Below are 25737 nucleotides of genomic sequence, written 5' to 3' on the forward strand. Positions count from 1 at the left end.
GCGAGATTCGAGAGGCATCTCGCGTGATCGGAGGGGCATCTCGCGTGACTGGAGCGCCAACTCGCGTGATTGGCTGGTCGACACGGCGGGGCCCTCGCGGGCGTCAGTCGCGGGTGAGGGTTCGTGCGTAGTGTGCGCGGGCCTTGGCGCGGTTTCCGCACCTCGCCATCGAGCACCACTGGCGGTTTCGGCGCGGTGAGGCGTCGCAGAAGCGCTGGCCGCAGTCGTCTGCCGCGCAGATGCGGACCTCCGCGTCGCTGGTGGCCAGGTCGATCGCGTCCGCCGCCAAGGCCGCGAACGCCGCCGCCACCGGGTCCTTCGGGGCCGGGACCTCGCGGCGCAGCACGCCGTCCACCAGCGCGAGGCGCGGCGGGGGCGCCGGGGCCGAAGCCGCCGCGTTGTTGACCAGCTCGACGTCCATCCTCGACAGGTCCTCCGGCGGCAGCAGCACCCGGTCGATCGCCTCCCGCAGCGCCTTCGCCGCCAGCACGTTGCCCGCCGTCACCGGCACCGGGCCCGTCGTGAACCCCGCCAGCGCAAGCCACTCGGCCAGCGCGTCCGGGCCGGTCAGCAGCTCCACGCCCTCTTCGTGCCGGCTGCGCATCGTGTTGACGAGGTCGAGGCACGGCCGTCCGCCGTCGAAGACCCATTCCATGCCCCTCACTCTAACCCTTGAAGACAGTTAGAAGCAGCGGTACCGTCTAACCCCATGAACCGGTTAGAGAACATGGCCACCGTGAACGGCATTCGGATGCACTACCGGCAAGCCGGCGACGGCCCGCCGCTGTTCCTCCTGCACGGCTGGCCGCAGACGTCGCACTGCTGGCGCGAGGTCATGGCGCCGCTCGCCGAGACGCACACCGTGATCGCCCCCGACCTGCGTGGCTACGGCCGCAGCGACAAACCCCAGTCCGGCTACGACAAGCGCACGATGGCCGCCGACATCGCCGCCCTCGCCGACCACCTGGGCTTCGCCAAGACCGCCGTCGCCGGCCACGACCGCGGCGGCCGCGTCGCCCACCGCTGGGCCCTCGACCGCCCGGACCAGGTCGACCGCCTCGCCGTGTTCGACATCGTGCCCACCCGCGCGATGTGGCAGCGGCTCGACGTCATCGCGAAGCCGTCCTGGCACTGGCTCTTCCACCTCCAGCCCGACCTGCCGGAACTCCTGGCCGGGCAGAACATCGCCGCCTACCTCGGCTACTTCTTCGAGCGGTGGACCTACCAGCGCCACGCGCTCGACGCCGACGCGCAGGCCGAGTACGTCCGCGCCTTCTCCCAGCCGGGCGCACTCCGGGCCGGCTTCGACGACTACCGCGCCTCCTTCCCCGACGACGCCGAACTCGACGACGCGGACTTCGAAGCCGGAAAGCGCGTCACCCAGCCCGTCCTCGCCCTCTGGGGCGCCAACGGCCTGATCGGCACGCTCCCGGCGCTCGAGATCTGGCGGGAGTACGCCGACGACGTCACCGGCGAAGCCCTCGCCGAGTGCGGCCACTTCCTCCCCGAGGAACAACCCGCCGAAGTGGTCACCCACCTGCGGAAATTCCTCCACCCCTGAGACTCCCGGGGCCCGGGGTCCCCCGAACCGGGGACCGGAGTTCCCTCGCCGCCGTGACGCGCGCCACCGGTCCCGCCGGTTAGGTTCGGCCCACAATGGGGAGCAAATCGAAAGCCGCACTGCTGATGCTGCTGGCCGCACTGGGGATCGCGGCCGGCAGCGGGATCGCGCACGCCGACGGCGCACCGGCCGGCGCCGACATCCAGGTCGCCCAGACGCTCGGCGCCCGCGAGCTGACCGTGATCATCCGCCGCGTCGCCACGACACCGTCGCCGCTGCGGGTGGACGTCGTGACGCACCAGGGCACCGCGCCCGGCACGCTGCACCTAGCCGTCGCGGCCGACGGCGTCCCGAGCGCGCGCGCCGACATGGTCCTCGGCGCCACCCCGGGTGTCTACGCGGGAAATCTCCAAGTCGACAAACCGGGACCGTGGGAACTCTCGCTGGATGACGGCGCCGGACAAAGAGCCACGATCCCGTTCATCGTGCCCGCGCGGGTGGTGCCGCCGTGGGAGAAGGCGACCTACGGTGGCTTCGTCGCCGCCGGCGCCTTCCTGCTCATCGCCCTGCTCGTCGGGGTGCGGGCCCGGCGGACCGCGTACGCGCTCATCCCGGGCGCCGGCGTGGTCGCCGCGCTCGCCGTCGCCGTCACCGGCGCGCTGCTGTCGGCGAGCACTCCCCCGCCGCCCGCGCCCGGCAGTCAGCTGGACCCGACGTTCGACAACGTCACCGATCCGTACGCGAACGCGCGCCTGTCCACAGTGGATTACTCACGGCCGCCGGTGAACCTCGCCGTCGAAGCCCGGCAGGGCGACCTGAAGCTGCGGCTCACCGACGGCGCCACCGGCCGCCCGGTCGACGACCTGCTGGTGCACGACAACGCGCTCGTGCACCTGGTGCTGATCTCCCCGTCGGGCCGGCTGAGCCACCTGCACCCGGTGCGCGTCGGCCCCGGCGACTACCGCGTCCGCGTCGCCGATCCGGAAGCGGGCACCTACGCCGTCGCCGCGGAACTGGCCCGGCGCGGCGGCGGCGTCCAGCTCGCCCGGTCCACTGTGGACATGAAGGGCACCGCGGCTCCCGCGCCCGAACCGCCCGGCCCCGGACCGCGGACCATCGACGGCACCCCGGTCGACCTCACGATCAGCCCGGGGACGCCCACCACCATCACCGCGCACTTCCCCGCCCAGGACCTCCAGCCGTGGCTGGGCATGCTCGGCCACCTGATCGTCACCGGGCCGTTCACCGGCCCCGCCGGCGAAGGCGCCGCCAAGGCCCCGACGTGGGCGCACGTCCACGCGATGGTCCCGCCGGTCGCGGGCCAGCTCGACCGTCCTGACGAGACAGTCGCCGCGTACGGCCCGGACGTCAGCTTCACCTACACCTTCGCCGAGCCCGGCCGGTACCGGATCTGGCTGCAGGCCGAACGCGGCTACCGGGTGCTCACCGTCCCCGCCGTGGTCGACGTCCCGACGACAGGAGCCGCCCGATGAAACGCCCGACGTTGCTGATCGCCCTCGTCGCGCTGGTCGCCGCGGCCGGTGCCGCCTGGCTGCTATGGGGCGGCAAGGGCGCGAACTCCACCACGCAGCAGGCGGTTTCGGGTCCGTACACCGTCCAGTTCTCCGCGGACCAGCCACGCATCGGCGGCAACACGTTCGCGGTGGCGGTGGCCGGGCCCGCGCCCGAAGCCGTCACGGTCGCGCCGGTCATGGCGCAGATGGGGCACGCGTTCGCGCCGGTGCCCGCCGGGCCGGACGGGCCCGGCCGCTTCCGCGCCGCGGACGTCGGGCTGCCGATGGCCGGGCAGTGGGAGATCACCGTTTCGCTGCGCGGCCCCGGCGGGCCCGCGCAGGTCGTCTTTCCCGTGTTGGTCAAATAGAAGGAGGGGGAATGGATCTCACCGCATCCGGCGTGCGCAGCACGTCGGTGACGCACCAGGCCCGAACCGGGTTGCTGCCGGCGAACGTCGTGCTCGGCGGGTCGCTGCTGTCGCTGGTCGGGCTCACCTGGGACATCCAGTGGCACGACGACGTCGGGCCGGACACGTTCTTCACGCTGCCGCACCTGTTCCTGTACGCGGGCAGCGCGGTCGTCGGCCTGGCGAGCCTCGCCGTCGTGCTGCTGACGACGGCGGCGCGGCGCGCGGGACGGCCGGTCGACCCGCGGATCGGCGGGCGCGTGGTCAACGTGTTCGGCCGGACGTTCGCGGCCCCGCTGGGCTACCTGGTCTCCGGGGTCGGCGCGGCGACGTTCCTGCTCTACGGCCTGTGGGACCAGTGGTGGCACGGGCTCTACGGCTTCGACGCGGTCATCGACTCGCCGCCGCACATCGGGCTGCTGCTGTCGATCACGGTGTCGCTCATCGGCACGACCGCGGTGTTCGCCGCGGCGCGTGAGCACCGCTGGGGCCGGCTCGGCACGCTGGCGTCGCTGACCGTGCTGCTCACCTTCGGGCCGGTGCTGGCGCTCGGGTTGCAGCAGGTACCGGACGACTACGCCGACGCCGTCGCGATCGGGACGTCGATGATGGCGGTGCTGCTGGTCGCCGTGGGCGCCGGGTTCTTCCGCCGTCCGGGCGGCGCGGTGGGCACCGCGGCGCTGGTCGCGGTCGTGCAGGCGGTTTTCTGGTGGTTCTCGCCGTGGGCCGCGCAGGCGTACGCCGACCTCGTCGGCCTGCCGATGCGGGACGCGGTTTCCGGTGTGCCGGCGATGCCGTCGCTGACGCCGATGGCGCTGCTGCCGGTGGCCGCGCTGATGGAGCTGGTGTACCTCGCCGGCCGGCGCCGGGGGTGGCGCCCGGGCCGGGTGTCCGTGGTCGCCGGCGGGATCGCCGGGCTGCTGCTCGGGCTGAGCCTGCCGGTCCAGCGCTTCCTGCTCTACACCGGCGCGCACCTGCCGCCGGCCTGGTACCTGATGACGACCGCCGTGCTCAGCGCGGCGCTGGGGCTGCTCGGCGGGTTCGCCGGGTGGCGGTTCGGCGGGATGCTCTGCCTGCTGGCACCCGCGAAGAAGGGGGAAACCGCTGATGCGTAAGACATTACTGGCCTTAGCCGCTGTAGCAGGACTGCTGTTCACGACCGCCGGGACGGCGAACGCCTACGAGCCGGTCAACATCGTGCACACCGAACGGGTGCAGGCCGGGCCGTACGGGCTGACCATCGGGTTCAGCACCTGGCCACTGAAAGCCATGCAGTCGCTGGACTTCACCTTCATCCCCGACGGCGGGATCGAGGGCAAGTCCGGCACGCTCACCATGGTCAACCCGGAAGGCGGGCAGAACCGGAAGCAGCCGCTGGTCCGGCACCCCCGCAAACTCGACGTGTGGGGCCTCGACGTCCGCTCGATGCCGCGGCCGGGTGACTGGACGTTCCGCTTCGCGGTCAACGGACCCGCCGGCTCCGGCACCGGCGAGCTGCGCGCGCTGCCGGTACTGGAACAGCCGGGGCCGCCGATGGGCCTGAGCTGGGCGATCAGCACGCTGCCGCTGATCGGGCTCGTGGTGCTCATCGTGGTCGCCTGGCGCCGGACCCGCGGCCGGTTGCGCGGCGGGGAGCTTCCGGCAATCGGGTGAGATTCCCCTCACATTGAGCGTCCGGACGTATTCGGGCAGTCGCGAAGGCCTCCTTCACCGTAGAGAGCGGGGAAGGGGGCCTTCACCATTTGTCTTCCGCGGCACGGGCGATCAAGCGGGCAGGTCGAACTGCCCGGCCTTGACGGCGATCAGGAACGCTTCCCACTCGGCGGTGTCGAACACGAAGACCGGGCTGGTCGCGAGCTTGGTGTCCCGGACGCCGATCAGGCCTTCGGAGCCCAGGTTGACCTCGACGCAGCTGCCGCCGTTGGGCTCGCTGGCGAACGACTTCTCCCAGGCGGCCTCTTCGAACAGGGTCACGGCCGTGTTCGGATCGTAATCCGCGAACGACGGATAATCCGCCATGGGTCGTACCTCCGAGGATCGTTGGGCGGCGCGGTCGTGACCTGGTCGAAGGCACCCGCTCCCGGCTACTCAGTGTCTCAATGGAGCAAGCCACAGGGCCAAGCGGGTGATCAACTGGGTACGGCCTCGACATGAAGATTATTCCAGGAGTAGGATTAATCGCATCGGCCGGGGCGCTGGTGTCGGTGAATGACTGCCTGCTCGCGGCGGGCGGTCGTCGAGACGGGCCGAAGTGTTCGCACGACCAGCGCCGGAACCAAACCAAGCCAAGCCACCGCAGGACCTCATGGGGGAGGAACAGCGTGATCGTCGAGGACAGTGCGCCACCCGGCGCGCTCGCCGTGACCAGGCTCGCCGTCTCCGGACGGGCAGCCACCACGGCCGCGACCGAGCTGGTCCGGACCAGAGGTGCGGAAGCGCTTTCCCACCAGGGCGCCGAAGCACCGCGACGAGAGCTGGGGGTGTAGACGAATGGCCGTCCGGGTGAACTCGCTGTTCTGCCGCGAGGACGAAGAACACCGTGGCCGCCGGGGCATCGGGAACGAACTGCGGAACCGCTTCGGCTTCAGCCTGATCCAGGCGCCGCTTCGCAAGACCACGACCTGGGCGACGGACCAGGACCTCCCGCTGCGGCGCCACGCCGACGGGGTCCGCACGACCCGCCCGCTGGAAGCCGCGATCGACCTGACGCCGCTGATGCGCGGCGGCCGCATCGGTTCGCGCGCCTAAGCTGCCGCACCACCACGAAAGAGCCCCGGCTCCCTGACGGAACCGGGGCTCTTTTCGTTCGTGGCTACGGTTTCCGGAGCAACAGGCAGCCGTGCCGCATCGGGCGCTCCCCCGCGCCCGGCTCGCGGTACACCCGGCCCACCTCCAGGAAACCCACCGCGGCGGCGAACCCGGCCAGTTCGTCCAGCGGCCAGCTGTAGGCCGTCGTCACCTTGTGGTCGAACGGCGTCAGCGGGCCGCCGCCGGATTCGAAGCACCCCAACAGAACGTGACCACCGGACGCCGACATTCGGGCGAATTCCGCGAAGTAGCCCGGCACCTCCGCCGGCGGCGTGTGGATCAGCGAGTACCACGACAGGATCCCGGCGAGCGACGCGTCCGGCAGGTCCAGCGCCGCCATCGAGCCCACCTCGAACCGCAGGTCCGGATGAGCGGCCCGGGCGAGCGAGATCATCGCCGGGGACAGGTCGACGCCGAACGCGTCGAGCCCCAGCGAACACAGGTGCGCCGTCAGGTGGCCGGGGCCGCAGCCGAGGTCGGCGACCGGGCCGCGGCCGCGGACGGAATCCGCGAACGCCGCCCACACCGCCCGCTCCAGCGGGTGCTTGTCCCAGGCCTCGGCGGCGAATTCCGCGTACTGGACGGCGATCGCGTCGTAGGCGGCCGCCGTCACGGCTTCCGGCCGAGGCCGCAGAGGTGGCCGACGAACGCCGGGTCGTTCGCGAGCTTCCTGGTCGCCCGGGACTCGATCTCCTCCGGGTGCCACTCCGGCAGGTAGACGATGCCCGGCTCGACCAGCTCCAGCCCCTCGAAGAACGACGTGAACTCGTCGCGGGTGCGCAGGTGCAGCGGCGTGCTCGACTGGTTGTACTGCTTCATGATCGACTCGCGGCTGTCCGCGTCGGCCATCTCGTGCAGGCCGTCGCTCGTCAGGTGCGAGGACAGGAAGTACGAGCCGGCCGGCAGCAGCGACAGGTACTTCCGGATGGTCTGGGCCACCGGCTCGTCGGCGCCGAGGAAGTACAGGACGCCGACCATGATCAGGCCGATCGGGCGGTTCGGGTCGAGGACGCCGGTGTCGAGCGCGCGCTTCCAGATGTCGGCCGGGTCGCGCAGGTCGCCCTGAAGCACCGCGTGCCGGCCCGCGACACCCTCCTGCTCCAGCAGGATCTGGGAGTGGGCGACCGCGACCGGCTCGTTGTCGACGTACACGCACCGCGCGTCCGGGTTCACGTCCGTGGCGACCTCGTGGACGTTGCCGACCGTCGGGACGCCGGAGCCGAGGTCGAGGAACTGGTCGATGCCGTTGCGCGCCAGGTACCGCACCCCGCGGCCGAGGAAGTCGCGGCCGGCGCGGGCGACGGTCTTGATCATCGGGAACGTCTTGACCGCCTGCTCCCCGAACTGGCGGTCGATGGCCCAGTTGGCGTCGCCGCCGAGGAACCAGTCGTAGATGCGGGCCGCGTTCGGCCGGTCGAGGTCCACGCCTTCAGGGGCTTCGGGGTCCTGCGTCGTCATTGCGTCCTCCAGGCTTGCGGCCGACACCGCCGACCACGCTCGCGAGGGGGACCGTGGCGGCGCCGGGCTCCGGGCGCCACTCTCCCACAGGCACGATCCCGGGCTCGACGACGTCGAAGGTACCGAAGAACGCGGCGATCTCGTCGAGGGACCGGGAAACCGCGGGCGAGCTCGACCGTTCGGACAGCTTCACGAGTTTCCGGATCTGCTCCAGCTCTTCGCCTTCGACGCCGGATTCGGTCGCGTGCGAAAGCACGTACGCCGACCCCGGTGCCAGGAGCGTCCGGTAGTCGCGGATGGCTTGGCGGACACCGGTGGCGTCGGGCAGGAAGTGCAGCACCGCCACGGTCAGCAGGCAGATCGGCCGGTCCGGGTCGAGCACGCCGGTGGCGAGCGCGGCTTCCCAGACCTCTTCGGCGTCCCGCAGGTCGGCGTGCAGCACGGCGTGGCGCTCGGGGTCGCCGGCTTCGTCGAGCAGCATCCGCCCGTGCGCGACGGCGACGGGTTCGTGGTCGACGTAGACGCACCGGCTGTCGTCGGCGTAGTCGTCGGCGACCTCGTGCACATTGCCGGCGGTCGGGATGCCGGAGCCGAGGTCGAGGAACTGCGTGATGCCCTCGGCGAGGCAGTAGCGCACGGCCCGGCCGAGGAAGTCCCGGTTGCCGCGGGCGAGGGCCTTCGCCAGCGGGAACGCCTGCACCGCCTGCTCGCCGTACTGCCGGTCGATCGCCCAGTTGGCGGTGCCGCCCAGGGCCCAGTCGTAGATCCGCGCGATGTTCGGGCGGTCGAGATCGATGACATCGGGAAGGAAGTCGGGGTCCACGACGTCCCCTTCGGGCGGCACTTCCGGTGGATTCGGGCGCAACAGAGTGACTCTACCGAAAGTTGTTCACCACTGGGGACAGCTGACGCGGCCGTTCGCCTTATTGGAGCTGCTGCATCTGGGCGCGGTAACCCTCCGCGAGCTCCTTCAGGAACTGCCGGGTCTCCTGCCGCTCCAGCGCCGCTCCACGCAGCCGGTCCCACGAGTCGACGAAGATGTTGAAGTCCTTGACGTCGTCGAGGTACAGCCCGCCGGCGGAGTGCTCGATGTAGACGAAGTCGCGCGTGCGGTCCGGGAACCGCATGATCGTGAAGTCGTTGGGCACCGCGGCCAGCCGCGCGCCGAACGGCAGTACGTGCACGTAGACCCGCGGGTGCTTCTCCAGGGAGAGCAGGTGCTCGACCTGGTCGAGCATCACCGCGGGCGCGTACCCGCCGGGCGCCCGGCGCAACGCGCCTTCGCTGATGATGAAGCGGTAGTAGGGCGGCTGCTGCTGCTCGAACACCGCCTTGCGGTCGAGCCGGTTGCGAACCAGCGACGTCACGTCCGTCGCGCCGGCCTCGGTGAACTGCTTGAGCATGTAGTGCTCGGACTGCAGCGGGCCCGGGATGCGCTCACCGTGCCAGGTGAGGATCTCCGCGGCCGCGGGTTCCAGGTCGGTGAAGGTGCGGAACCAGTGCGGCACCACCGAGCGGTAGCCCGACCAGTGGCCGCGCTGCCCGGCGGCGGCCCGCGCCAGGTTCATCAGCGTGTCGGCTTCTTCGCCGTTGATCCCGAATGCGTTCAGCATGGATCGCACATCCCCGAGCTTCACCCCGACGGCACCGGACTCGATCTTGTTGACCTTGCCCTGGGTGCAGCCGAGGACCTCGGCGACCTGCTGCTGTGTCATCCGCGCCGCGGTGCGGGCATGCCGGAGCTCGTTCCCGAGCTGCTTCCGGCGCGAGGTGACGGTGCTGGCCATCGCCCTGCTCTCCCGGACCACTACCAAGCGACGACGGCCACCGGCCGCCGTCGCACGCGAACTATCGAACCCACCCAGGTTAGTGCTTCACCTTGCGGATCTCGATGATGACACCGCGCAGCGTTCCAGGAAACGCCGCAGAATGCCAGTCACCTGCGCTATCACTCGCCTGGACCAGTGAAATTCCGAATTATTCCGCCAACCGGCGGAGCCCCGTCTCGGGCATAGTGACCGCGTGACCGATCGCTCCCCCTCCGCCGCCGCCGTCACCCGGCTGGCCGACCAGGTCCACGGCTACGTCCAGCCGGACGGCTCCTGGTACATCAACAACTGCGGGTTCGTCGACGCCGGCGACCACACCGTGCTGATCGACACCTGCTCGACCGAGCGCCGCACGCGCGCGCTGCTGGAGACGGTCGAAGCCGCGACCGGCGGCCCGGTGACGACGCTGGTGAACACCCACCACCACGGCGACCACACCAACGGCAACTACCTGGTCGAGGGCGCGACGATCATCGGCCACCGCAAGACGCGCGAGCTGATGGTCGCCGAGGGCATCCAGACGTTCGACGGCATCTTCGTCGGCAACGACTGGGGCGAGCTCGAGTCGCGGCCGCCGGAGGTCGTGTTCGACGACCGGCTGACCGTGCACGCCGGCGACGTCACCCTGGAGCTGGTCCACCCCGGCCACGCGGCCCACACGACCAACGACGTGCTCGTCTGGCTGCCGGAGCAGCGCGTGCTCTACGCCGGTGACCTGGTGTTCCACGGCGGCAGCCCGTTCGCGCTGATGGGCTCGGTGGCCGGCTGGCGCAAGGGCCTCGACGTGATCCGCGAACTGTCTCCCGAAGTGATCTTGCCTGGTCACGGCGGTCCGTGCGGGCTCGACGTGGTGGACACCGTCGACCGGTACCTGGCCTTCGTCCAGCAGGCGGCCGAGCGGGGGAAGGCCGCCGGGCTGTCGCCGCTGGAGGCCGCGAAGGAAGCCGACCTCGGCGAGTTCGCGTCGCTGAGCGAGCAGGAGCGGCTGCCGGGCAACCTGCACCGGGCGTACGCCGAGCTGGACGGCGCCGAGTGGGGCGCGCAGATCGACCTCGTCGCGGCCATCACGGACATGCTCGCCTACAACAAGGGACCGATCCGCTGCTTCTCCTGAACTGAGTGAGCTGCTCCTCCGTGGCCTCCCTTGAGGCGTCGATCGGACTAGGGTCTGAATCGAGAGAGACTTCGGAAGGATTCGGATGAGCAAGAAGGCGAGCATCGGGGTCACCGGCCTGGCGGTCATGGGCCGCAACCTGGCCCGGAACCTGGCCCGGCACGGCCACACGGTGGCCCTGCACAACCGGTCCGAGGAGCGGACCCGCGCGCTGGTGGAGCAGTTCGGCGACGAGGGCGACTTCATCCCGGCGTACTCCGCCCAGGACTTCGTCGACGCGCTGGAGCGGCCCCGCCAGGTCGTGATCATGGTCAAGGCGGGCGGCCCGACGGACGCCGTCATCGAGGAGTTCGCGCCGCTGCTCGAAGAGGGCGACGTGATCATCGACGCCGGCAACGCGCACTTCGCCGACACGCGCCGCCGTGAGAAGGCGCTGCGCGAGCGTGGCCTGCACTTCGTCGGCAGCGGCGTCTCCGGCGGCGAGGAAGGCGCGCTGCACGGGCCGAGCATCATGCCCGGCGGCTCGAAGGAGTCGTACGAGTCGCTCGGCCCGCTGTTCGAGGACATCTCGGCGAAGGTCGACGGCGAGCCGTGCTGCACGCACATCGGCGCCGACGGCGCCGGCCACTTCGTCAAGATGGTGCACAACGGCATCGAGTACGCCGACATGCAGCTGATCGCGGAGTCGTTCGACCTGCTCCGCCACGCGGGCGGCTATGCGCCGGCCGAGATCGCCGACGTGTTCCGCACGTGGAACACCGGGCGGCTGGACTCGTACCTGATCGAGATCACCGCCGACGTGCTCGCGCACGTCGACAAGTCGTCTGGCAAGCCGTTCGTCGACATCGTCGAGGACGCCGCCGAGCAGAAGGGCACCGGCCGCTGGACGGTGCAGATCGGCCTCGACCTGGGTGTGCCGATCTCGGGCATCGCCGAAGCCGTCTTCGCGCGCTCTCTGTCCGGGTCCAAGTCGCTGCGCGCGGCGGCCCGCGGTCTCGGCGGTCCTTCGGCCGCGCCGCTGTCGGGCGCCTCGCTGGAGCGCTTCGCCGACGACGTCGAGCAGGCGCTGTACGCCTCGAAGGTCGTCGCGTACGCGCAGGGCTTCAACCAGATCCAGGCGGGCGCGACCGAGTACGGCTGGGACATCGACCTGGGCAAGGTCGCCTCGATCTGGCGCGGTGGCTGCATCATCCGCGCGAAGTTCCTCAACGACATCACCGCGGCCTACGCCGACGAGCCGGAGCTGCCGACGCTGCTCACCTCGGGCGGCTTCCGCAAGGCGGTCGAGGACGCGCAGGACTCGTGGCGTTCGGTGATCTCGACGGCGGTCAAGCTCGGCATCCCGACGCCGGGCTTCTCGACGGCGCTGGCCTACTACGACGGCCTCCGCGCGGACCGGCTGCCGGCCGCGCTGGTGCAGGGCCAGCGGGACTTCTTCGGTGCCCACACCTACCGCCGGGTGGACCGGGAAGGTTCGTTCCACACGGCCTGGGCCGCCGACGGCCGCCCGGAGTCCGACGCCTGACGCGACGCGCGGGCCCTCCCCTCGGTGAGGGCCCGCGCGGCCGGGAAGACCCCCTGGTCCTTCCCGATCAGAGCAGCGTCACGAGGACCACCGCGAGCAAGATGGCCCACCAGAGCGGTCTCACTGCCCCCGGGCGGCGAGGAGCTCCGCCAGCACCTCCACGATCTTCGCCTCGGCCTTGTCCTTCTTGACGCCGAGGCCGTCGAGCACCTCGAAGCCGGTGCCCTCGCCCTGTTCCAGCAGCGCCAGCAGCAGGTGCTCGGTGCCGATGTAGTTGTGCCCGAGCCGCAGGCCTTCGCGCATGGTCAGCTCGAGGGTCTTCTTGGCGGCCCCGGAGAACGGCACCACGTTCGGCACCGGGTCGACCGGCTCGGGCAGCCGCGCTTCGGCGGCTTCGCGGACGGCGTCCAGCTGCACGCCCTGGGCCAGGATCGCCCCGGCCGCCAGCGCGGCCGGCTCGGTGAGCAGGCCCAGGACAATGTGCACGGTGTCGATGTACGGGCTGGCGTGGTCGACGGCCGCCTTCTGCGCTTCGACGACGACGTGCCGCGCCCGGTCGGTGTAGCGGCCGTAGACGCGTTCGATCGAACCACTGGGGTCGCCGCCGGGGTCGACCTTCGGCACGAACCGCTTCTGGGCCGCCTGCTTCGTGACGCCCATGCTGGCGCCGATCTCGGTCCAGGACGCCCCGGACCGCCGGGCCTGGTCGACGAAGTGACCGATCAGGTGGTCCGCCACCTCACCGAGGTGCTGACCCACGTACACGGCGTCGGTCAGCTGGGCGAGGGCGTCCTGGTCGTGGTTGCTCTTGATGGCGTTGATGAGGTCGTCGAGCTTGATGTTGGTCGGAAGGGTCATGTCGTCAACTGTAGGTTGACGATCGATGTGCGTCAACCACGGGTTGACGATCTTAGGCCTGCGTGCGCATTAGGCCGCTCGCGACTTCAGATGCGCCTTGAGATCGAAGCCGCTGGCTTCGAGGTCGGCGTATGCCGGCTTCGGCTCCGCGGTGAACAGGCGGCGGGCGGCGATGTGGTCGGCGGGCCGGTTCACCGACTCGACGGCGATGAGGACGTCGTCGCGGAAAGACAGCACGGAGAACTTGCCCGCCGCCCGGTCGCCCACGACCACCGTCCGGCCGGCGCCCGAAAGGATGCCGGCGATCTGCAGCTTGGCGCCCGCCTGGTCGGTCCAGAACCAGGGCAGGCTGGCGTACGGCTCGGCGGTGCCGGTGATCGCCGCGGCCACGCAGCGGGCCTGGTCGACGGCGTTCTGCACGGACTCGAGCCGGGTCTCGGCGCCGGCCTGCACGCACGGGAAGTTGGCGCAGTCGCCGATGGCGAAGATCTTCTCGTCCGCCGTCCGCAGGTGCGCGTCGACGACGACGCCGTTGCGCACCGGCAGCCCGGCGTTCTCGGCGAGCGTGGTTTCGGGCACCGCCCCGACGGCGATGACGACCAGGTCGGCGGGCAGCCGGGTGCCGTCGGCCAGCTCGACCTCCCGTACCCGCGAGTCGCCGTGCATGGCCGCGACACCCTGGCCGAGCAGCACCGTGTGCCCGGCGTTGCGGTGCAGGTCCGCGAAGTACGCGGAGATCTCCGGCGTCGCGACGCGGTTGAGGAGGCGGTCCTGCGCCTCGACGATCGTCACCGGGCGGCCGGCGTGCGAAGCGAACTCCAGGCCGATGAACCCGCCGCCGGCGACCACGACGTTCTCCGCTCGGGCGAGGGACTCCCGGAGCCGGTCGGCGTCGTCGCGGGTGCGCAGGGTCAGCACGCCGGGGAGGTCCGCGCCGGGCACGGGCAGTGTGCGGTTGCGGGCGCCGGTGGCCAGGACGAGGTGGTCGTAGTCCAGCTCGCGGCCGTCCTCGAGCCCGGCTTTCCGCGCCGCCCGGTCGAGCCGCCCGACCCGGCCGGCGACCAGCTCGATGTCCTTCTCGGCGAAGAAGTCTTCACCGCGCAGGTGCAGCTGTTCGAGCCCGGCGGTCCCGGCGAGGTAGGCCTTCGACAGCGGCGGCCGCTGGTACGGCACGCCCGGCTCGTCCCCGACCAGCACGATCCGGCCGGCGAAGCCCCGGTCCCGCAGCGAAGCCACGGCCTGGAACCCGCTCTGGCCGGCACCGACGACGAGCACGGTGGTCATGCTTTCTCCTCACCCCATCCGGCAGCCCTCGGTCTCATCCGACCACAACCGGCTCAAGCCGTCGAGGAGCCGCCGGCCGGGCGCACCGCCCGGGTGCCCCCAGCACGCGCGAAATCCCACGCGCCGCGACCAGCGTCCGCGGGTCCGTCCCCTCCGCCGGGACGACCACCGAGATCGCGGCGACGACCTCGTCCGTGGTGTCGCGGACCGGCGCCGCCACCGACAGCGCGACCAGCTCGACCTGGCCGTCGCTGATCACATAGCCGTCGCGGCGGACGTCGGCCAGCACCCGCCGCAGCAGCGCGGGCGAGGCGATCGTCTTGGGCGTGAACGTCTTGAGCGGACCGGCCAGGACTTCCTCCTGGACCTCGGCGGAGGCGTGCGCGAGGAGCACCTGGCCGACACCGGTGGCGTGCGCGGGCAGCCGCCCGCCCACGCGGGTCAGGACGTTGACGGCGCCGCGGCCGGAGATGCGCTCGACGAAGACGACCTCGGCCCCGTCGAGCACGGCGAGCTGCACGTTCTGGCGCGTGGCTTCGTAAAGGTCTTCCAGGAACGGCATCGCGCTCTCCCGCAGCTCCGCGCCGTGCGGGGCGAGCGAGGCGACTTCCCACAGCCACAGCCCGACGCGGTAGGCGCCGGTTTCGTCGCGCACGAGGGCCCCGCGCCGGGCGAGCTCACCGGCGAGCTGTGTCGCATGAGGGCAGTCTTCGCACCGGTGCAAAGAGCCGCAACCCACGGCTAAACCCGGCTCGGCCAAGTGGGGCGACGTCTACCCCAGGTAGAACTCCTCGCACGCCAACTGCGTCGCCAGGAACGCCGGCCCGTTCAAGTACTACGCGGCGGTCGAGGGCACGGCGAACAACCAGTGTGTCCAGTACCAGGCCATGATCTCCCGCACGGCGAACCGCGCCGGGGCCTACGCCAAGGGCGCCCGCTTCACCTGGGGCAACTGCCCCTGATCCGCCGGGTCGCCCCGGGAGTGCACCCCCGGGGCGACCCGCGTCAGACCTCTTCGTCGTCCGGCAGCAGCGGGCGCATGAAGGTGCGCCGGTACCGCACCACGCAGCCGCTCTCTTCCCGGATCTTGTCGGCCTCGATGAAGTCCGGGTCGACGCCGAACAGCGTCCGGTACCGCTCGTACGCGGCCAGGCTTTCGAAGCTGAACAGCGCCCGGGCCTCGTCGCTCGCGCCTTCCGACGGCAGGAAGTACCCGTGGTGGATGCCGCCTTCGCGCTGCACCAGCCGCATCCACGCGGCGGCGAAGCGTTCGAAGTCGGGGAGCTTCGCGGGGTCGATGACGTAGTCGACGACGCACGTGATCATCAGTGGCCGCCCCAGACGCGGTCGGCCGTTGACACGAGCAGCTCCAGTTTGCGCAGCTGGTCGTCCGTGGTCAGGTCGTTGCCCTCCTCCGTCGAGGAGAAGCCGCACTGCGGTGACAGGCAGAGCCGGTCGATGTCGACGTACTGCGACGCCTCCTCGATCCGCCGGACCAGGACGTCCGGGTCCTCCAGCTCCGGCCGCTTGGTCGTGACCAGGCCGAGCACCACCTTTTTGTCCTTCGGCACGAACCGCAGCGGCTCGAACCCGCCGGAGCGCTCGTCGTCGTACTCGAGGAAGAACCCGTCGACCGCGAGCTCGCCGAACAGGGCTTCGGCGACGAACTCGTAGCTGCCCTCCGCGGCCCACGACGAGCGGAAGTTGCCCCGGCACAGGTGGGTCGTCACGGTCAGGCCGTCTGGACGGCCCTCCAGCGCCGCGTTCATCGTCGCGATGTTGCGCAGGTGCTGGGTGTCCGGGTCGCCGCCCATCCGCGCGACGAGCTCCCGCTGCGCCGGGTCGTTCAGGTAGGCGAGGCTGGTGTCGTCGAGCTGCAGGTACCGGCAGCCGAGGCCGGCCATCGCCGTGACCTGCGCGGAGTACGCCGAGCTCAGGTCGGCGAAGAACTCCTCGAGGTCCGGGTAGACGGCCTCGCTGACCGCGGCCCGGCCACCGCGGTAGTAGACCATGCTCGGCGACGGGATGGTCAGCTTCGGCGTCACGCCCGGGTCCACATGGGACTGCAGGAACCGGAAGTGGTCGGCGAAGATCGGTTCGTCGAGCCGCACCTTGCCGTCGACCTGCAGCCCCGGCGGGCTGAACTCGAGGTCGCCCGCCAGGTTGTGGAACTTGACGTGCAGCCGCTGGTCGCTCTTCGAAATGCCGCCGAGCGCGTAGATGAAGTCCATGTGCCAGGAAGCGCGCCGGAACTCGCCGTCGGTCGCCGAACTCAGCCCGGCGGCCTTCTGCATCTTGATGACGTCGCGGATCGCGTCGTCCTCGACCGCGCGGAGCTGCTCCGCGTTGATCTCACCGCTTTCGTGCCGCCGTCGTGCGTCGCGCAGTACCGGGGGCCGCAGCAGGCTCCCCACGTGATCGGCGCGAAACGGCGGGCCCACCTGGGAAATGCCACCCGAAGTCATGCACCGATGGTCACACATTCCCGGCCGTTGCGCCGCCCCCCGAAACATGATCATCACGGCCGGGACTTGCTACCGTCACCGGCACCGCGTTGGCTGTGACATCGACCAGGCTGCTGCACCAGGATCGATCCGAAAGACGGGGGCGCTCATGACGGAATCCGCGGTCCACCCGGTCGACCAGGGGCTGCCCGCCGGCCGGCTGGCCCTGCTCGGCCTCCAGCACATGTCGATCATGTACGCCGGTTCGGTCGCCGTGCCGCTGATCGTCGGCAGCGCGCTGAAGCTGGACCCGGCGACGATCGGGCTGCTGGTCAACGCCGACCTGCTGGTCGCGGGTATCGCGACGCTCATCCAGGCCATCGGCATCGGGAAGCTGCTGGGCATCCGGCTGCCGGTGGTGGCCGGGGCGACGTTCACCGTCGTCAACCCGATGATCCTCATCGCGGCCCAGTACGGCCTGCCCGCGGTCTACGGCGCGATGCTCGCCTCCGGCGTGTTCGGGCTGCTCATCGCGAGGCCGTTCGCGAAGCTGATCCGGTTCTTCCCGCCGCTGGTCACCGGGACCCTGCTGCTGGTCATCGGCGTCTCGCTGCTCGGCCCCGGCGCGGCGATGATCGCCGGCCACGACACGACGTCACCGGACTACGCGGCGCCGTCGCACATCGGGCTGGCGTTCGGCGTGCTCGCGCTGCTCGTGCTGTTCACCCGGGTGCTGCGCGGGTTCGCCAACCAGATCGGGCCGCTGCTCGCGCTGGCCATCGGGCTGGTCGTGGCGATCCCGATGGGGCTGGTGCACTGGGACGGCCTGCGCGCGGCCGGCTGGTTCGGGCTCGCGTCGCCGTTCCACTTCGGCGCACCGACGTTCCCGGTCGCGGCGATCCTGTCGATGTGCGTGGTCATGCTGGTGACGTTCACCGAGTCGACCGCCGACATGATCGCCGTCGGCGAGATCACCGGGCGCCCGCCGACCGACGCCGACCTGGCCCGCGGCCTGGCCACCGACGGCGTCTCGGCCGTGCTCGGCGGGGTGATGAACTCCTTCCCCGACACGGCGTTCGCGCAGAACGTCGGCCTGGTGCGGATGACCGGCGTGCGCAGCCGCTGGGTCGTCGCGGTGACCGGCGGGATCCTCGTGCTGATGGGCCTGGTGCCGAAGGTCGGCGCGTTCATCGCGGCCATCCCGGAACCGGTGATCGGCGGGGTCGCGGTGGTGATGTTCGCGATGGTCGCCGCGGTCGGTGCGCAGAACCTCAGGACGGTCGAGTTTTCCGGCAACCACAACACCTTCGTCGTCGCGGTGGCCCTCGGCGTCGGCCTGCTGCCGGCGTTCGTGCCGGACTTCTTCAAGCACTTCCCGGCGTGGCTGCAGACGATCTGCGGCAGCTCGATCACGGTGGCGGCGGTCCTCGCGTTCGCGCTGAACCTGCTGTTCAACCACCTCGGCCGGAGTGCGGAGCCGGATCTGCTCAACGCGCCTTGAGCAGCCGGTCGACGAGCACGGTGCCGGTGCCCGGCTCGACCGGGCGCCGGAACAGCACGCGCAGGTAGAGCGGGGCCAGGACGAAGTCGAGCACCTCGTCGACCGACGGCACCGGCTCACCGCGCGCCGCGGCCTTGTCGAGGGCGGCCTGCAGGTCGTCACCGCGGGCCCGGAGGTACTCGATCGGCTTCTCGTCCGGGCGCAAGGTGGCGACGAGCGCGCGGAGCAGGATCTGGCCGTGCCGGTCGCGCATCGCGCGTTCGACGCCCTCGGCCCAGCCGAGCAGGTCACCGCGCAGCGAACCGGTGTCCGGGATCGGGGACGTCGAGCGCAGGCGCGTCACCGCCGCGTCGATCAGCAGCGCGTCGCGGCTGCCCCAGCGCCGGTAGACGCTGGTCGGGTTCACGCCCGCCCGCTCGGCGATCTTCGGGATCGCCGCGTCGATCTCGCCGGCGGCGAGCAGCTCGACGACGGCGTCGTGCACCGCGTCGCGGACACGGGCGCTGCGGCCGCCGGGTCGGGTCATCCACCCATCTTAAAGCAAAGCCGCTTGCCTTAGCAGCCGCCGCACGGCTAGCCTTAAGTCAAATCTATTTGCCTTAAGGAGGCCACCATGGCCCGCAAGATGACCAAGGACGAGCGCGAAGCGTTCCTCGCCGAGCCGCAGGTCGGCGTGCTGAGCGTCGCGGCCGAGCCCGGGCGGGCGCCGCTGACCACGCCGATCTGGTACCGCTACGAGCCGGGTGGCGACGTCGTCGTGATGACCTCACCCGGCCTGCGGAAAGCCCGGCTGATCGAGGCGGCGGGCCGGTTCGCGCTGTGCGTCCAGCAGCAGGACGGCGTCTACAAGTACGTCTCGGTCGAGGGACCGGTCGTGAAGTCGTGGCCGATGACAAAGGCGGAGCGGCACGAGATCGCCGCCCGCTACCTGCCGCCGGGCGTGAGCGAGGCCTACACCGACGCGACCGACGAAGCCCACGGGAACAACATCGCGATCGCGATGCGCCCGGAGCGCTGGAACACCTCGGACTTCAGCGACCTCGCGGAACAGCTGGCCTGATCACCAGCAGATGATCCCCAGGATGCACGACGTCGGGGTCCGCGGCGTGGTGGTCGGGGCCGGGGTCGGCGAGTGCCCGCCGGCCGGGGGCGGGTTCCCCGTCGGCGTCACCGTCGAGGTGCCCGACGCGGAAGGACCGGAGCCGGACGGCGTGGCGGTCGGCGTCGCGGGTCCGGTGCCGGGGCCCGGACCGGCGGTTTCGGTGGCCGGGTTGCGGCCCGGCACCTCGGTGACCGTGCCGCGGTGCTCGTTCGACGCCGTCACGACGTCGCCGCCGGTGCCACCACCGATCCCGCCGTCCGGCGGTGAGTCCGTGGCCTGGTCGGCGCCACCCAGCCCGGTGGTGCGCTGTGGGAAGGGGATGACCTGGATCTGGTCGACCGGGGCCGCGTCCTCGCGCTCCTTGCCGCCGAAGGCGACCAGCGCCGCGGCGGCGCCGCAGCCCACGATGACGGCGAGCATCACCGCGACCACGCGCCAGCGTGACTGGCCCGGTCCCGGACGGTCGCCCCAGCCCTCGCGCACAAGCAGCTCGGCGACCGATACCTCGTCGTTCACCCCGACTGACCTTCCCGAGGGGCCTTTCGGCCGTCATCGTGGCCGTATTCTTACCGTAAAAGACCCCCGAACGGGTGAAGGTCCGGCAAAAATTCGTCACGTAACGCAAAGTCTGACAGTGAGTGACATCCACAGCGTTTTCTAAGCTGCCACTCGTGATACTCCCAGCATGACCACCGAAGCTCAGTCCATGCTGCTGAGAGCCGAACGGCCGGTCCCCTCGATCGCCGTTGCGCGCCGCGGTCCGTGGACGCTGCTCCGGTACATCCCCAGCCCGAAGAAGACGCCGTTCACCTTCGGCTACCTCGTCGTCCTGCTGGCGACGACCCTGCTGCTCGAATTCGCCGACCCGGCGGTGACGGACCGGCTGCTCCAGCTGTCCAGCACGGACGCCCACAACCTGTGGCGGCGCCCGCTCACCTCCCTGCTGAGCAGCGCGATCTGGCTGCCCGGCGAAAGCTGGCTCGTCTACGCCCTGATCTTCGCGATCGCCGTCGCCCCGCTGGAACGCCGGTTCGGCGCCCGTCGCACGGCGCTGGTGTTCTTCTCCGGCCACATCGTGGCCACCCTCGCCACCGAACTGCCGGTGATGGCCCTGATCAGCGCGCACGTGCTGCCGAACTCGGCCGGGCACTGGCTCGACATCGGCGTCAGCTACGGCTTCTTCACCACCGCCGGCGCGCTGGTGTTCCTCCTGCCCGGCCGCGCGCGGCTGCTGGCGCTGGCCGCGATGGAGGCGTTCATCGCGGCGATCTGGCTGAGCGACGACCCGGCGGCCCTCGACTCGGTCGTCACGCTGCTCGGCCACGCGTTCGCCGCCCACTTCGGGCTGCTGGTCTGCGGACCGTGGCTGCGGGAGCGCATCCGCAGGCCGAGCCCGGATTCCGCTGGGTAGGCAGGGGGCGGAGTCGGTGGTGTAATCGACGAGCCACACGCCGACTTCACCGGGGGACGGACGCACATGCAGGCCGACTCGCTCGCCGAACTGGTCGAGCTGAGTCCGGACGCGATCTGCGTCCACGAGCACGGCGTGCTCACCTACGCCAACCGCGCGGCCCTGGAAGCCTTCGCCGCGCGCTCCGCCGACGAGGTCGTCGGCCGCCGGTTCACCGACTTCGTCGCCGAAGACGCGCGAGCCGTGCTGGCGGGGAAGCTCGCCCAGCTGAAAGAGCCGGGGCAGGCCAGCGTGCCGGTCGAAGCCCTCATGTCCCGGCTGGACGGCAGCAAGTTCTCCGTCGAGACGGTGCTGGTGTGCCTCGGGGAGGCCGCGTACCAGGTCGTCATGCGCGACATCACGGCGAAGAAGGCGGCCGCCGACGCCCTCCGCTACCAGGCCGCGCTGGTGTCGCACGTCAGCGACGCGCTGATCGCGACCACCGGCGACGGCGTCGTGACCAGCTGGAACCCGGCCGCCGAGGCGGTATACGGCTGGACGGCGACCGAAGCCGTCGGGCGGTGCGCGAGCGAGCTCGTCGGCGCGCCGCTGGACCTGCCGGCCATCCGGCGCGGCGGCGGCGTCGCGGAAGCGGTGCACCGGCGGCGGGACGGCGCTCCCCTGGCGGTCCGCGTCTCGGCAGCCGAGATGAACGACGGTTACGTGCTCGTCTGCGCCGACGAAACCGCGCGGCGGCGAGCCGAGCAGAACTACCGCACGGTCGTCGCGTCACTCGACGAAGGCGTCCTCGTGATGGGCCCCGGCGGGCTCATCGAAGCGGCCAACCCGGCGGCCTGCCGCATCCTCGGCGTCGCCGAAGCCGACCTGATCGGCGTCCCGTGCCACTCACTGACGCTGTTCACCGAGGCCGGGCAGTGGATCCCGCCGGACGAGATGCCGTCGGTGCAGACCCGGCGGACCGGGGTCACCCACAACGGCCTGGTCGTCCGCCTGCGCCGGCCGGACGGCCGCGACGTCTGGGTGTCGCTCACCTCGCGGCTGCTGGCCCCGGACGACCCGGCGGCGATGGCCGTGGTCACGTCGTTCACCGACATCACCGAGACCCGCGCGATCAGCGCGCAGCTCGCCTACGACGCCACCCACGACCCCCTGACCCGGCTGGCGAACCGGACGCTGGTGCTCGGCGGGCTCGACGCCCGCGAGCGGGGCGCGGTCACCGTGCTGTTCCTCGACCTGGACAAGTTCAAGGTCATCAACGACTCGCTCGGGCACTCGGTCGGCGACCAGGTGCTGCGGATCGTCGGGGAACGCCTGCGCCGCAGCTCGGGCCGCGACGACCTGGTCGGCCGGCTCGGCGGCGACGAGTTCGTCGTCGTCACCGCCGAGGTCACCGACCCCGCCGAGGTCCGCGCGCTGGCCGAGCACCTGCGGGCCGCACTGGCCGAGCCGATCGGCGTGCTCGGCCGGCAGCTGCACCTCGACGCGAGCATCGGTGTCGTGCTCGTCGGCCGCGAAGACCGCCGCAGTGCCGAAGACCTGCTGCGCGACGCGGATGTCGCCATGTACCAGGCGAAAGCGCTCGGCCGCGGGCGGCACCACTTCTTCGACGTCGGCCTGCGCGAGCGGATGCAGCGGCGGCTGCGGATGGAGCAGGACCTGCGCTACGCGGTCCACGACGGCCAGCTCTGGCCCGCCTACCAGCCGGTCGTCGACCTGCGGACCGGCAAGATGGTCGCGGTGGAGGCGCTGCTGCGGTGGACGCACCCCCGGCACGGCGCGATCTCGCCGGCGGAGTTCATCCCGCTCGCCGAAGAAAGCGACCTGATCAACGTCATCGGCAAGGAGATGCTGCGCGCGACGACCCGCGAGCTGGCGGCGCGGCGCGTTCAGCAGGGCCTGGACCTGACGCTGAAGGTCAACCTCTCCGCCCGCCAGCTCGACGACCCGCACCTGGTGCCCGCGGTCCAGGACGCGCTGGCGGTCACCGGGCTGCCGGCCGGCGCGCTGTGCCTGGAGGTCACCGAAAGCGCGTTGATGCGCGACCAGGAAGCGGCCGCGGAAGTGCTGGCGTCCCTGCGTGCCCTGGGGGTGCTGCTGGCGATCGACGACTTCGGCACGGGGTATTCGTCGCTCGCGCAGCTGCGCCGGCTGACGCTGGACACGCTCAAGATCGACCGCTCGTTCATCACCGGGATCGCCGAGTCGCGCGACGCGGAGGCGATCGTCACGAGCATCATCGCGATGGCCCACGCGGTGGACCTGACGGTGATCGCCGAGGGCGTCGAGTCGGCGGAGCAGCTGGAGCTGCTCCGCACGCTCGGCTGCGACCAGGCGCAGGGCTATTACCTCGGCCGCCCGGTCCCGGCGGCCGAGCTGTTCGGTCAGTAGACGTTCTTCAGCCGCTCCAGTTCGTCCGCCGTCAACTCGATGCCGAGCTCCTTGAGGATGGCGTCGAGCTCATCGGGCGCGACGACGGTGGTTTCGCTGCTGCCGCCGGGTTTTTCGACGGTGAGTTCCCGGCCGAGGAGCCTGCGGCCGAGACCCGGCTTGATCGTCATGATCACCAGGCGGCCGGTGAACGGCGACTTCGGGTGGGTCGACGTGTAGTGGTGGTAGACCTCGTAGTCGATGGTGTGCATCTCGTTGAGGCGGAATTCGAGGATGTCCTCGTCCTCCTTCCGCAGCGTCCACCAGCCGTTGTTTTCGGTGAGGCGGTGCGGCCACCCGGCCTGGTCGACCTCGTGGCCGTCGACGAGCGGCATGGGATCGAGGATCCCGGCCCCGAACCCCACGTCGGCGAGGAACTGCCGGCCGTCCACGTCGACGACGAGCGTCATGTGCGTGTACGGCCCCGGCCGGCGCGGCTGAACGCGCGCGGAGAGCCGGTGCACGGTGTAGCCGAGCTGCTCGAGGACGGCGGCGAAGAGGCCGCTCTGCTCGTAGCAGTAGCCGCCCCGCCGCCGTCCGACGAGTTTCGCGCTCACGACGTCGAGCGAAATCCCTTGGTGCTGCCCGAGAACGACGTCGACGTTCTCGAACGGGATGGCGTTCACGTGGGCCCGCATGAGCTCGGTGAGCGCGGCTTCGGACGGCGCCCGCCGCGGTTGCCCGACACGCGCGAGGTAGGCATCGAGATCGACGGCGCCGATGCCCCATTCCCCTTCGGTGGTCATGAGTCCAGGATGGACCCTCGACCGCACTGGAGGTCAACCTTCGTGGACGACCTGCCGCACCTCGACGGCGGTGTACCGGGCGTCCGGGATCTTCGCGGCGAGCTCGACGGCCCGCGCTTCACTCTCGACGTCGACGACGTAGTAGCCGCAGAGGAAGGCGTCGGACTCGACGAAGCCACCGGTTTTGGTGTGCGCCACGCCGTCCTTGACCTGGACGGTCTTGGTCTGGCCGGGTTCGGCGAGCGCCTTGGTCTCGACCATTTCCCCGGACTCGGTGACGAGCTGGATGAAGGCCCCATGCCCTTCGTAGACGGCGTTCTTCTGCTCGTCGGTCAGGGTGGCCCAGAGGGTGAGGTTCATGTGGAGGGTAAGGAGATAGCGCATGATCGGCTCCCCGTGTCGGCCGGCGGCCCTGGTGGGCTGCCTTTCGCCGGTGGGTCGAGGCTGAATGCCGGGGACCGGACGCGCGCTTCAGCGGTTCACTCGTTCGGCCTAGTCGACCCACTCCTCGGTGCGGTCCGACACCTGAGCCATCTGCGTCCCGGCGCCGCCGAACACCGCCGATGACCGCTTCCAGGCAGTACACGCCCTCAGCTCCGGCTGACGACGAGGTACCGCTCGTCCTCGATTTCGGCGCCCCACAGCGCCGGATCGGTCAGCTGCCGGACGGTCGCTTCCTCCCGGTGCGCGAGCACAAGCTCCCGGCATTCGCCCGCGGTGAGCCCGGCACCGGTGGACCACCGGCCTTCGACGAGCACCAGCAGGCCACCCGGTTTCAGCAGCCGCACCCAGCGCCCGACGGCGGCGGCCGGGTCCGGCATGGCCCACAGCAGATGCCGTACCAGGACGACGTCACAGGAGTGGTCCGGGCAGGGCGGATCGGCGGCGTCACCCTGCCGCAGCTCCACCCGGACGCCCGCGGTCTTCGCCCTGGCCTCGTCGAGCATCCGCGCGGAGAGGTCCACCCCGCAGACCTCGTGCCCAGCCTCGGCCAGGAGCAGGGTGAGACTGCCGGTTCCGCACCCGAGATCGGCGACCACGGCGGGTGCGGGCGGCAGCAGCGGCAGGAGCAGCTCCGCCCAGGCGGCGCGGACCAGGGGATCCCGCAGGCCGTGGTCGGGCTGCTCGTCGAAGGTGGCCGCCTCGGCATCCCAGACGTTCTGCGTCATGGGGACATGGTGCCGGGGGGCACCGACATTTTCCGGTAGGAGTGGACGATGGCGTATCTCAGGTTCCAGAGTGCCGAGCCCGACGCCGAGGGCCGCCACCCCGGCTTCTTCGGCTTGATCAACGGCTTGAGCAAGGCCGGCGAACTCACCGCGGACCAGGAGGAGTTCCGCCGTCGCAACCACGCGTGGTACGAGGCGCACTACACGAATCCCACCTCGGTCGACCCGGCCGTGTACGACCACGCGATCAACCCGGGCGCGACGGCGTGGTTCAAGGACTCGGCCGAAGCACTCGTCACCCGAGCCGACGGTTATCTCGAAATCCTTGGCGCGCACGGCATCCGCTGTGTCCGGTTGCGTTCCGAGGAGCCACCCGGCCGGATCGTCTACGAGGACGCGGACCAGATCGTCGTCGTCCCGGACTGACCGGAACCCAAGGTGGCATGCCCACCGACTGAGCATCTCGAGCCGTCACCAGCTCGCGGAGCACCAAACCCCACCGTGCAACCAGCGACGGCCAACGGCGGCCAACCAAGGTCGACAGCAGCCACCGCCAAGACCGGCCCTGGAAACGAGGAA

29 protein-coding genes and 1 pseudogene are annotated in these 25737 nt (G+C 70.9%); 14 read left to right on the top strand and 16 right to left on the bottom strand.

Going from position 1 to position 25737, the window contains the following annotated elements; all coding sequences use genetic code 11:
• Window positions 1-103: 103 nt before the first annotated feature.
• Window positions 104-655 (bottom strand): CGNR zinc finger domain-containing protein, encoded by a 552-nt coding sequence (locus tag AB0F52_RS29780; protein WP_360178120.1) that lies wholly within the window; start codon window positions 653-655, stop codon window positions 104-106.
• A 54-nt stretch (window positions 656-709) separates the two neighbouring features.
• Between AB0F52_RS29780 and AB0F52_RS29785 the strand changes: the two genes are divergently transcribed.
• From AB0F52_RS29785 to AB0F52_RS29805, 5 genes are all read left to right on the top strand, one after another.
• Complete coding sequence (locus AB0F52_RS29785; RefSeq protein ID WP_360178123.1) at window positions 710-1561, top strand: alpha/beta hydrolase; 852 nt, start codon at window positions 710-712, stop codon at window positions 1559-1561.
• A 95-nt stretch (window positions 1562-1656) separates the two neighbouring features.
• On the top strand, window positions 1657-3054 hold the full coding sequence (locus tag AB0F52_RS29790) for a hypothetical protein (RefSeq protein WP_360178126.1): 1398 nt from the start codon (window positions 1657-1659) through the stop codon (window positions 3052-3054).
• A complete protein-coding gene (locus tag AB0F52_RS29795; RefSeq protein WP_360178129.1) occupies window positions 3051-3443 on the top strand; it encodes a FixH family protein in 393 nt (130 codons plus the stop codon). The genes AB0F52_RS29790 and AB0F52_RS29795 overlap by 4 nt, the downstream gene beginning before the upstream one ends.
• Window positions 3444-3454: 11 nt before the next feature.
• The gene (locus AB0F52_RS29800) at window positions 3455-4597 is read left to right on the top strand and encodes a hypothetical protein (RefSeq protein WP_360178132.1); all 1143 of its coding nucleotides are present in this window, start codon (window positions 3455-3457) and stop codon (window positions 4595-4597) included.
• On the top strand, window positions 4590-5135 hold the full coding sequence (locus AB0F52_RS29805; RefSeq protein ID WP_360178135.1) for a hypothetical protein: 546 nt from the start codon (window positions 4590-4592) through the stop codon (window positions 5133-5135). The genes AB0F52_RS29800 and AB0F52_RS29805 overlap by 8 nt, the downstream gene beginning before the upstream one ends.
• Window positions 5136-5246: 111 nt before the next feature.
• Here the strand turns inward: AB0F52_RS29805 and AB0F52_RS29810 are convergent, their stop codons facing one another.
• The gene (locus tag AB0F52_RS29810; protein WP_103341780.1) at window positions 5247-5501 is read right to left on the bottom strand and encodes a DUF397 domain-containing protein; all 255 of its coding nucleotides are present in this window, start codon (window positions 5499-5501) and stop codon (window positions 5247-5249) included.
• Between the two features lie 302 nt (window positions 5502-5803).
• Between AB0F52_RS29810 and AB0F52_RS29815 the strand changes: the two genes are divergently transcribed.
• Complete coding sequence (locus tag AB0F52_RS29815) at window positions 5804-5968, top strand: hypothetical protein (RefSeq protein ID WP_360178138.1); 165 nt, start codon at window positions 5804-5806, stop codon at window positions 5966-5968.
• A 4-nt stretch (window positions 5969-5972) separates the two neighbouring features.
• A complete protein-coding gene (locus AB0F52_RS29820; protein ID WP_360178141.1) occupies window positions 5973-6230 on the top strand; it encodes a hypothetical protein in 258 nt (85 codons plus the stop codon).
• A 64-nt stretch (window positions 6231-6294) separates the two neighbouring features.
• Here the strand turns inward: AB0F52_RS29820 and AB0F52_RS29825 are convergent, their stop codons facing one another.
• The 4 genes from AB0F52_RS29825 to AB0F52_RS29840 form a co-directional block, all read right to left on the bottom strand.
• Complete coding sequence (locus AB0F52_RS29825) at window positions 6295-6903, bottom strand: class I SAM-dependent methyltransferase (protein ID WP_360178144.1); 609 nt, start codon at window positions 6901-6903, stop codon at window positions 6295-6297.
• Window positions 6900-7748: an SAM-dependent methyltransferase gene (locus tag AB0F52_RS29830; protein WP_360178147.1), complete on the bottom strand. Its 849-nt coding sequence runs from the start codon at window positions 7746-7748 to the stop codon at window positions 6900-6902. Before AB0F52_RS29830 ends, AB0F52_RS29825 begins: the two co-directional genes overlap by 4 nt.
• Window positions 7720-8571, bottom strand: a complete 852-nt coding sequence (locus AB0F52_RS29835; protein WP_360178150.1) for an SAM-dependent methyltransferase — start codon at window positions 8569-8571, stop codon at window positions 7720-7722. The genes AB0F52_RS29830 and AB0F52_RS29835 overlap by 29 nt, the downstream gene beginning before the upstream one ends.
• A gap of 100 nt (window positions 8572-8671) precedes the next feature.
• Window positions 8672-9535 carry a helix-turn-helix transcriptional regulator gene (locus AB0F52_RS29840; protein WP_013222333.1) on the bottom strand — a complete coding sequence of 288 codons (864 nt, stop codon included), beginning with the start codon at window positions 9533-9535 and terminating at the stop codon, window positions 8672-8674.
• Between the two features lie 235 nt (window positions 9536-9770).
• Between AB0F52_RS29840 and AB0F52_RS29845 the strand changes: the two genes are divergently transcribed.
• Entirely contained in the window at window positions 9771-10691 is a 921-nt protein-coding gene (locus AB0F52_RS29845; protein WP_360178154.1) for an MBL fold metallo-hydrolase, read from the top strand.
• A gap of 85 nt (window positions 10692-10776) precedes the next feature.
• A complete protein-coding gene (gene gndA / locus AB0F52_RS29850; RefSeq protein ID WP_360178157.1) occupies window positions 10777-12216 on the top strand; it encodes an NADP-dependent phosphogluconate dehydrogenase in 1440 nt (479 codons plus the stop codon).
• A 120-nt stretch (window positions 12217-12336) separates the two neighbouring features.
• Here gndA and AB0F52_RS29855 read toward each other — a convergent pair whose 3' ends face one another.
• The 5 genes and pseudogenes from AB0F52_RS29855 to AB0F52_RS29875 form a co-directional block, all read right to left on the bottom strand.
• Window positions 12337-13074, bottom strand: a complete 738-nt coding sequence (locus AB0F52_RS29855; RefSeq protein WP_360178160.1) for a Clp protease N-terminal domain-containing protein — start codon at window positions 13072-13074, stop codon at window positions 12337-12339.
• Window positions 13075-13143: 69 nt separating this feature from the next.
• A complete protein-coding gene (locus AB0F52_RS29860; RefSeq protein ID WP_360178163.1) occupies window positions 13144-14358 on the bottom strand; it encodes an FAD-dependent oxidoreductase in 1215 nt (404 codons plus the stop codon).
• Between the two features lie 53 nt (window positions 14359-14411).
• A pseudogene (locus AB0F52_RS29865) lies at window positions 14412-15055 on the bottom strand (IclR family transcriptional regulator); the annotation flags it as partial.
• A 308-nt stretch (window positions 15056-15363) separates the two neighbouring features.
• On the bottom strand, window positions 15364-15684 hold the full coding sequence (locus tag AB0F52_RS29870; RefSeq protein WP_360178166.1) for an NIPSNAP family protein: 321 nt from the start codon (window positions 15682-15684) through the stop codon (window positions 15364-15366).
• On the bottom strand, window positions 15684-16823 hold the full coding sequence (locus AB0F52_RS29875) for a 5-methyltetrahydropteroyltriglutamate--homocysteine S-methyltransferase (RefSeq protein ID WP_360178169.1): 1140 nt from the start codon (window positions 16821-16823) through the stop codon (window positions 15684-15686). Before AB0F52_RS29875 ends, AB0F52_RS29870 begins: the two co-directional genes overlap by 1 nt.
• A gap of 148 nt (window positions 16824-16971) precedes the next feature.
• On the opposite strand from AB0F52_RS29875, the gene AB0F52_RS29880 reads away from it, so the two are divergent.
• The gene (locus AB0F52_RS29880; protein ID WP_360178172.1) at window positions 16972-18303 is read left to right on the top strand and encodes a nucleobase:cation symporter-2 family protein; all 1332 of its coding nucleotides are present in this window, start codon (window positions 16972-16974) and stop codon (window positions 18301-18303) included.
• On the opposite strand, the gene AB0F52_RS29885 is transcribed toward AB0F52_RS29880, so the two are convergent.
• A complete protein-coding gene (locus tag AB0F52_RS29885) occupies window positions 18290-18829 on the bottom strand; it encodes a TetR/AcrR family transcriptional regulator (RefSeq protein WP_360178175.1) in 540 nt (179 codons plus the stop codon). The genes AB0F52_RS29880 and AB0F52_RS29885 overlap by 14 nt on opposite strands.
• A gap of 87 nt (window positions 18830-18916) precedes the next feature.
• On the opposite strand from AB0F52_RS29885, the gene AB0F52_RS29890 reads away from it, so the two are divergent.
• The gene (locus tag AB0F52_RS29890) at window positions 18917-19363 is read left to right on the top strand and encodes a pyridoxamine 5'-phosphate oxidase family protein (RefSeq protein WP_360178178.1); all 447 of its coding nucleotides are present in this window, start codon (window positions 18917-18919) and stop codon (window positions 19361-19363) included.
• On the opposite strand, the gene AB0F52_RS29895 is transcribed toward AB0F52_RS29890, so the two are convergent.
• Complete coding sequence (locus tag AB0F52_RS29895; protein WP_360178181.1) at window positions 19364-19921, bottom strand: hypothetical protein; 558 nt, start codon at window positions 19919-19921, stop codon at window positions 19364-19366.
• A gap of 169 nt (window positions 19922-20090) precedes the next feature.
• On the opposite strand from AB0F52_RS29895, the gene AB0F52_RS29900 reads away from it, so the two are divergent.
• On the top strand, window positions 20091-20816 hold the full coding sequence (locus AB0F52_RS29900; protein ID WP_360178184.1) for a rhomboid-like protein: 726 nt from the start codon (window positions 20091-20093) through the stop codon (window positions 20814-20816).
• Between the two features lie 66 nt (window positions 20817-20882).
• Entirely contained in the window at window positions 20883-23204 is a 2322-nt protein-coding gene (locus AB0F52_RS29905) for an EAL domain-containing protein (RefSeq protein WP_360178187.1), read from the top strand.
• Here the strand turns inward: AB0F52_RS29905 and AB0F52_RS29910 are convergent.
• From AB0F52_RS29910 to AB0F52_RS29920, 3 genes are all read right to left on the bottom strand, one after another.
• Window positions 23198-23989, bottom strand: coding sequence for an arylamine N-acetyltransferase (locus tag AB0F52_RS29910; RefSeq protein ID WP_360178190.1), 792 nt, complete (start codon window positions 23987-23989; stop codon window positions 23198-23200). The two genes, AB0F52_RS29905 and AB0F52_RS29910, sit on opposite strands and share 7 nt — an antisense overlap.
• Window positions 23990-24022: 33 nt before the next feature.
• Complete coding sequence (locus AB0F52_RS29915; RefSeq protein WP_360178193.1) at window positions 24023-24373, bottom strand: YciI family protein; 351 nt, start codon at window positions 24371-24373, stop codon at window positions 24023-24025.
• A gap of 206 nt (window positions 24374-24579) precedes the next feature.
• Entirely contained in the window at window positions 24580-25158 is a 579-nt protein-coding gene (locus tag AB0F52_RS29920; RefSeq protein WP_360178196.1) for a class I SAM-dependent methyltransferase, read from the bottom strand.
• 48 nt (window positions 25159-25206) lie between these two features.
• Between AB0F52_RS29920 and AB0F52_RS29925 the strand changes: the two genes are divergently transcribed.
• On the top strand, window positions 25207-25584 hold the full coding sequence (locus AB0F52_RS29925) for a hypothetical protein (RefSeq protein WP_360178199.1): 378 nt from the start codon (window positions 25207-25209) through the stop codon (window positions 25582-25584).
• Window positions 25585-25737 lie beyond the last annotated feature (153 nt).

The sequence above is a fragment of the Amycolatopsis sp. NPDC024027 genome, assembly GCF_040638975.1.
In the GTDB taxonomy this organism is placed as follows: domain Bacteria; phylum Actinomycetota; class Actinomycetes; order Mycobacteriales; family Pseudonocardiaceae; genus Amycolatopsis.

Excerpts from the sequence above, each read along its gene's own strand:
- AB0F52_RS29780 (WP_360178120.1), bottom strand. The coding sequence starts at position 655 with ATGGAATGGGTCTTCGACGGCGGACGGCCGTGCCTCGACCTCGTCAAC.
- AB0F52_RS29785 (WP_360178123.1), top strand. The coding sequence starts at position 710 with ATGAACCGGTTAGAGAACATGGCCACCGTGAACGGCATTCGGATGCAC.
- AB0F52_RS29790 (WP_360178126.1), top strand. The coding sequence starts at position 1,657 with ATGGGGAGCAAATCGAAAGCCGCACTGCTGATGCTGCTGGCCGCACTG.
- AB0F52_RS29795 (WP_360178129.1), top strand. The coding sequence starts at position 3,051 with ATGAAACGCCCGACGTTGCTGATCGCCCTCGTCGCGCTGGTCGCCGCG.
- AB0F52_RS29800 (WP_360178132.1), top strand. The coding sequence starts at position 3,455 with ATGGATCTCACCGCATCCGGCGTGCGCAGCACGTCGGTGACGCACCAG.
- AB0F52_RS29805 (WP_360178135.1), top strand. The coding sequence starts at position 4,590 with ATGCGTAAGACATTACTGGCCTTAGCCGCTGTAGCAGGACTGCTGTTC.
- AB0F52_RS29810 (WP_103341780.1), bottom strand. The coding sequence starts at position 5,501 with ATGGCGGATTATCCGTCGTTCGCGGATTACGATCCGAACACGGCCGTG.
- AB0F52_RS29820 (WP_360178141.1), top strand. The coding sequence starts at position 5,973 with ATGGCCGTCCGGGTGAACTCGCTGTTCTGCCGCGAGGACGAAGAACAC.
- AB0F52_RS29830 (WP_360178147.1), bottom strand. The coding sequence starts at position 7,748 with ATGACGACGCAGGACCCCGAAGCCCCTGAAGGCGTGGACCTCGACCGG.
- AB0F52_RS29840 (WP_013222333.1), bottom strand. The coding sequence starts at position 9,535 with ATGGCCAGCACCGTCACCTCGCGCCGGAAGCAGCTCGGGAACGAGCTC.
- gndA (WP_360178157.1), top strand. The coding sequence starts at position 10,777 with ATGAGCAAGAAGGCGAGCATCGGGGTCACCGGCCTGGCGGTCATGGGC.
- AB0F52_RS29855 (WP_360178160.1), bottom strand. The coding sequence starts at position 13,074 with ATGACCCTTCCGACCAACATCAAGCTCGACGACCTCATCAACGCCATC.
- AB0F52_RS29860 (WP_360178163.1), bottom strand. The coding sequence starts at position 14,358 with ATGACCACCGTGCTCGTCGTCGGTGCCGGCCAGAGCGGGTTCCAGGCC.
- AB0F52_RS29870 (WP_360178166.1), bottom strand. The coding sequence starts at position 15,684 with ATGATCACGTGCGTCGTCGACTACGTCATCGACCCCGCGAAGCTCCCC.
- AB0F52_RS29875 (WP_360178169.1), bottom strand. The coding sequence starts at position 16,823 with ATGACTTCGGGTGGCATTTCCCAGGTGGGCCCGCCGTTTCGCGCCGAT.
- AB0F52_RS29880 (WP_360178172.1), top strand. The coding sequence starts at position 16,972 with ATGACGGAATCCGCGGTCCACCCGGTCGACCAGGGGCTGCCCGCCGGC.
- AB0F52_RS29885 (WP_360178175.1), bottom strand. The coding sequence starts at position 18,829 with ATGACCCGACCCGGCGGCCGCAGCGCCCGTGTCCGCGACGCGGTGCAC.
- AB0F52_RS29890 (WP_360178178.1), top strand. The coding sequence starts at position 18,917 with ATGGCCCGCAAGATGACCAAGGACGAGCGCGAAGCGTTCCTCGCCGAG.
- AB0F52_RS29900 (WP_360178184.1), top strand. The coding sequence starts at position 20,091 with ATGACCACCGAAGCTCAGTCCATGCTGCTGAGAGCCGAACGGCCGGTC.
- AB0F52_RS29905 (WP_360178187.1), top strand. The coding sequence starts at position 20,883 with ATGCAGGCCGACTCGCTCGCCGAACTGGTCGAGCTGAGTCCGGACGCG.
- AB0F52_RS29910 (WP_360178190.1), bottom strand. The coding sequence starts at position 23,989 with ATGACCACCGAAGGGGAATGGGGCATCGGCGCCGTCGATCTCGATGCC.
- AB0F52_RS29915 (WP_360178193.1), bottom strand. The coding sequence starts at position 24,373 with ATGCGCTATCTCCTTACCCTCCACATGAACCTCACCCTCTGGGCCACC.
- AB0F52_RS29920 (WP_360178196.1), bottom strand. The coding sequence starts at position 25,158 with ATGACGCAGAACGTCTGGGATGCCGAGGCGGCCACCTTCGACGAGCAG.
- AB0F52_RS29925 (WP_360178199.1), top strand. The coding sequence starts at position 25,207 with ATGGCGTATCTCAGGTTCCAGAGTGCCGAGCCCGACGCCGAGGGCCGC.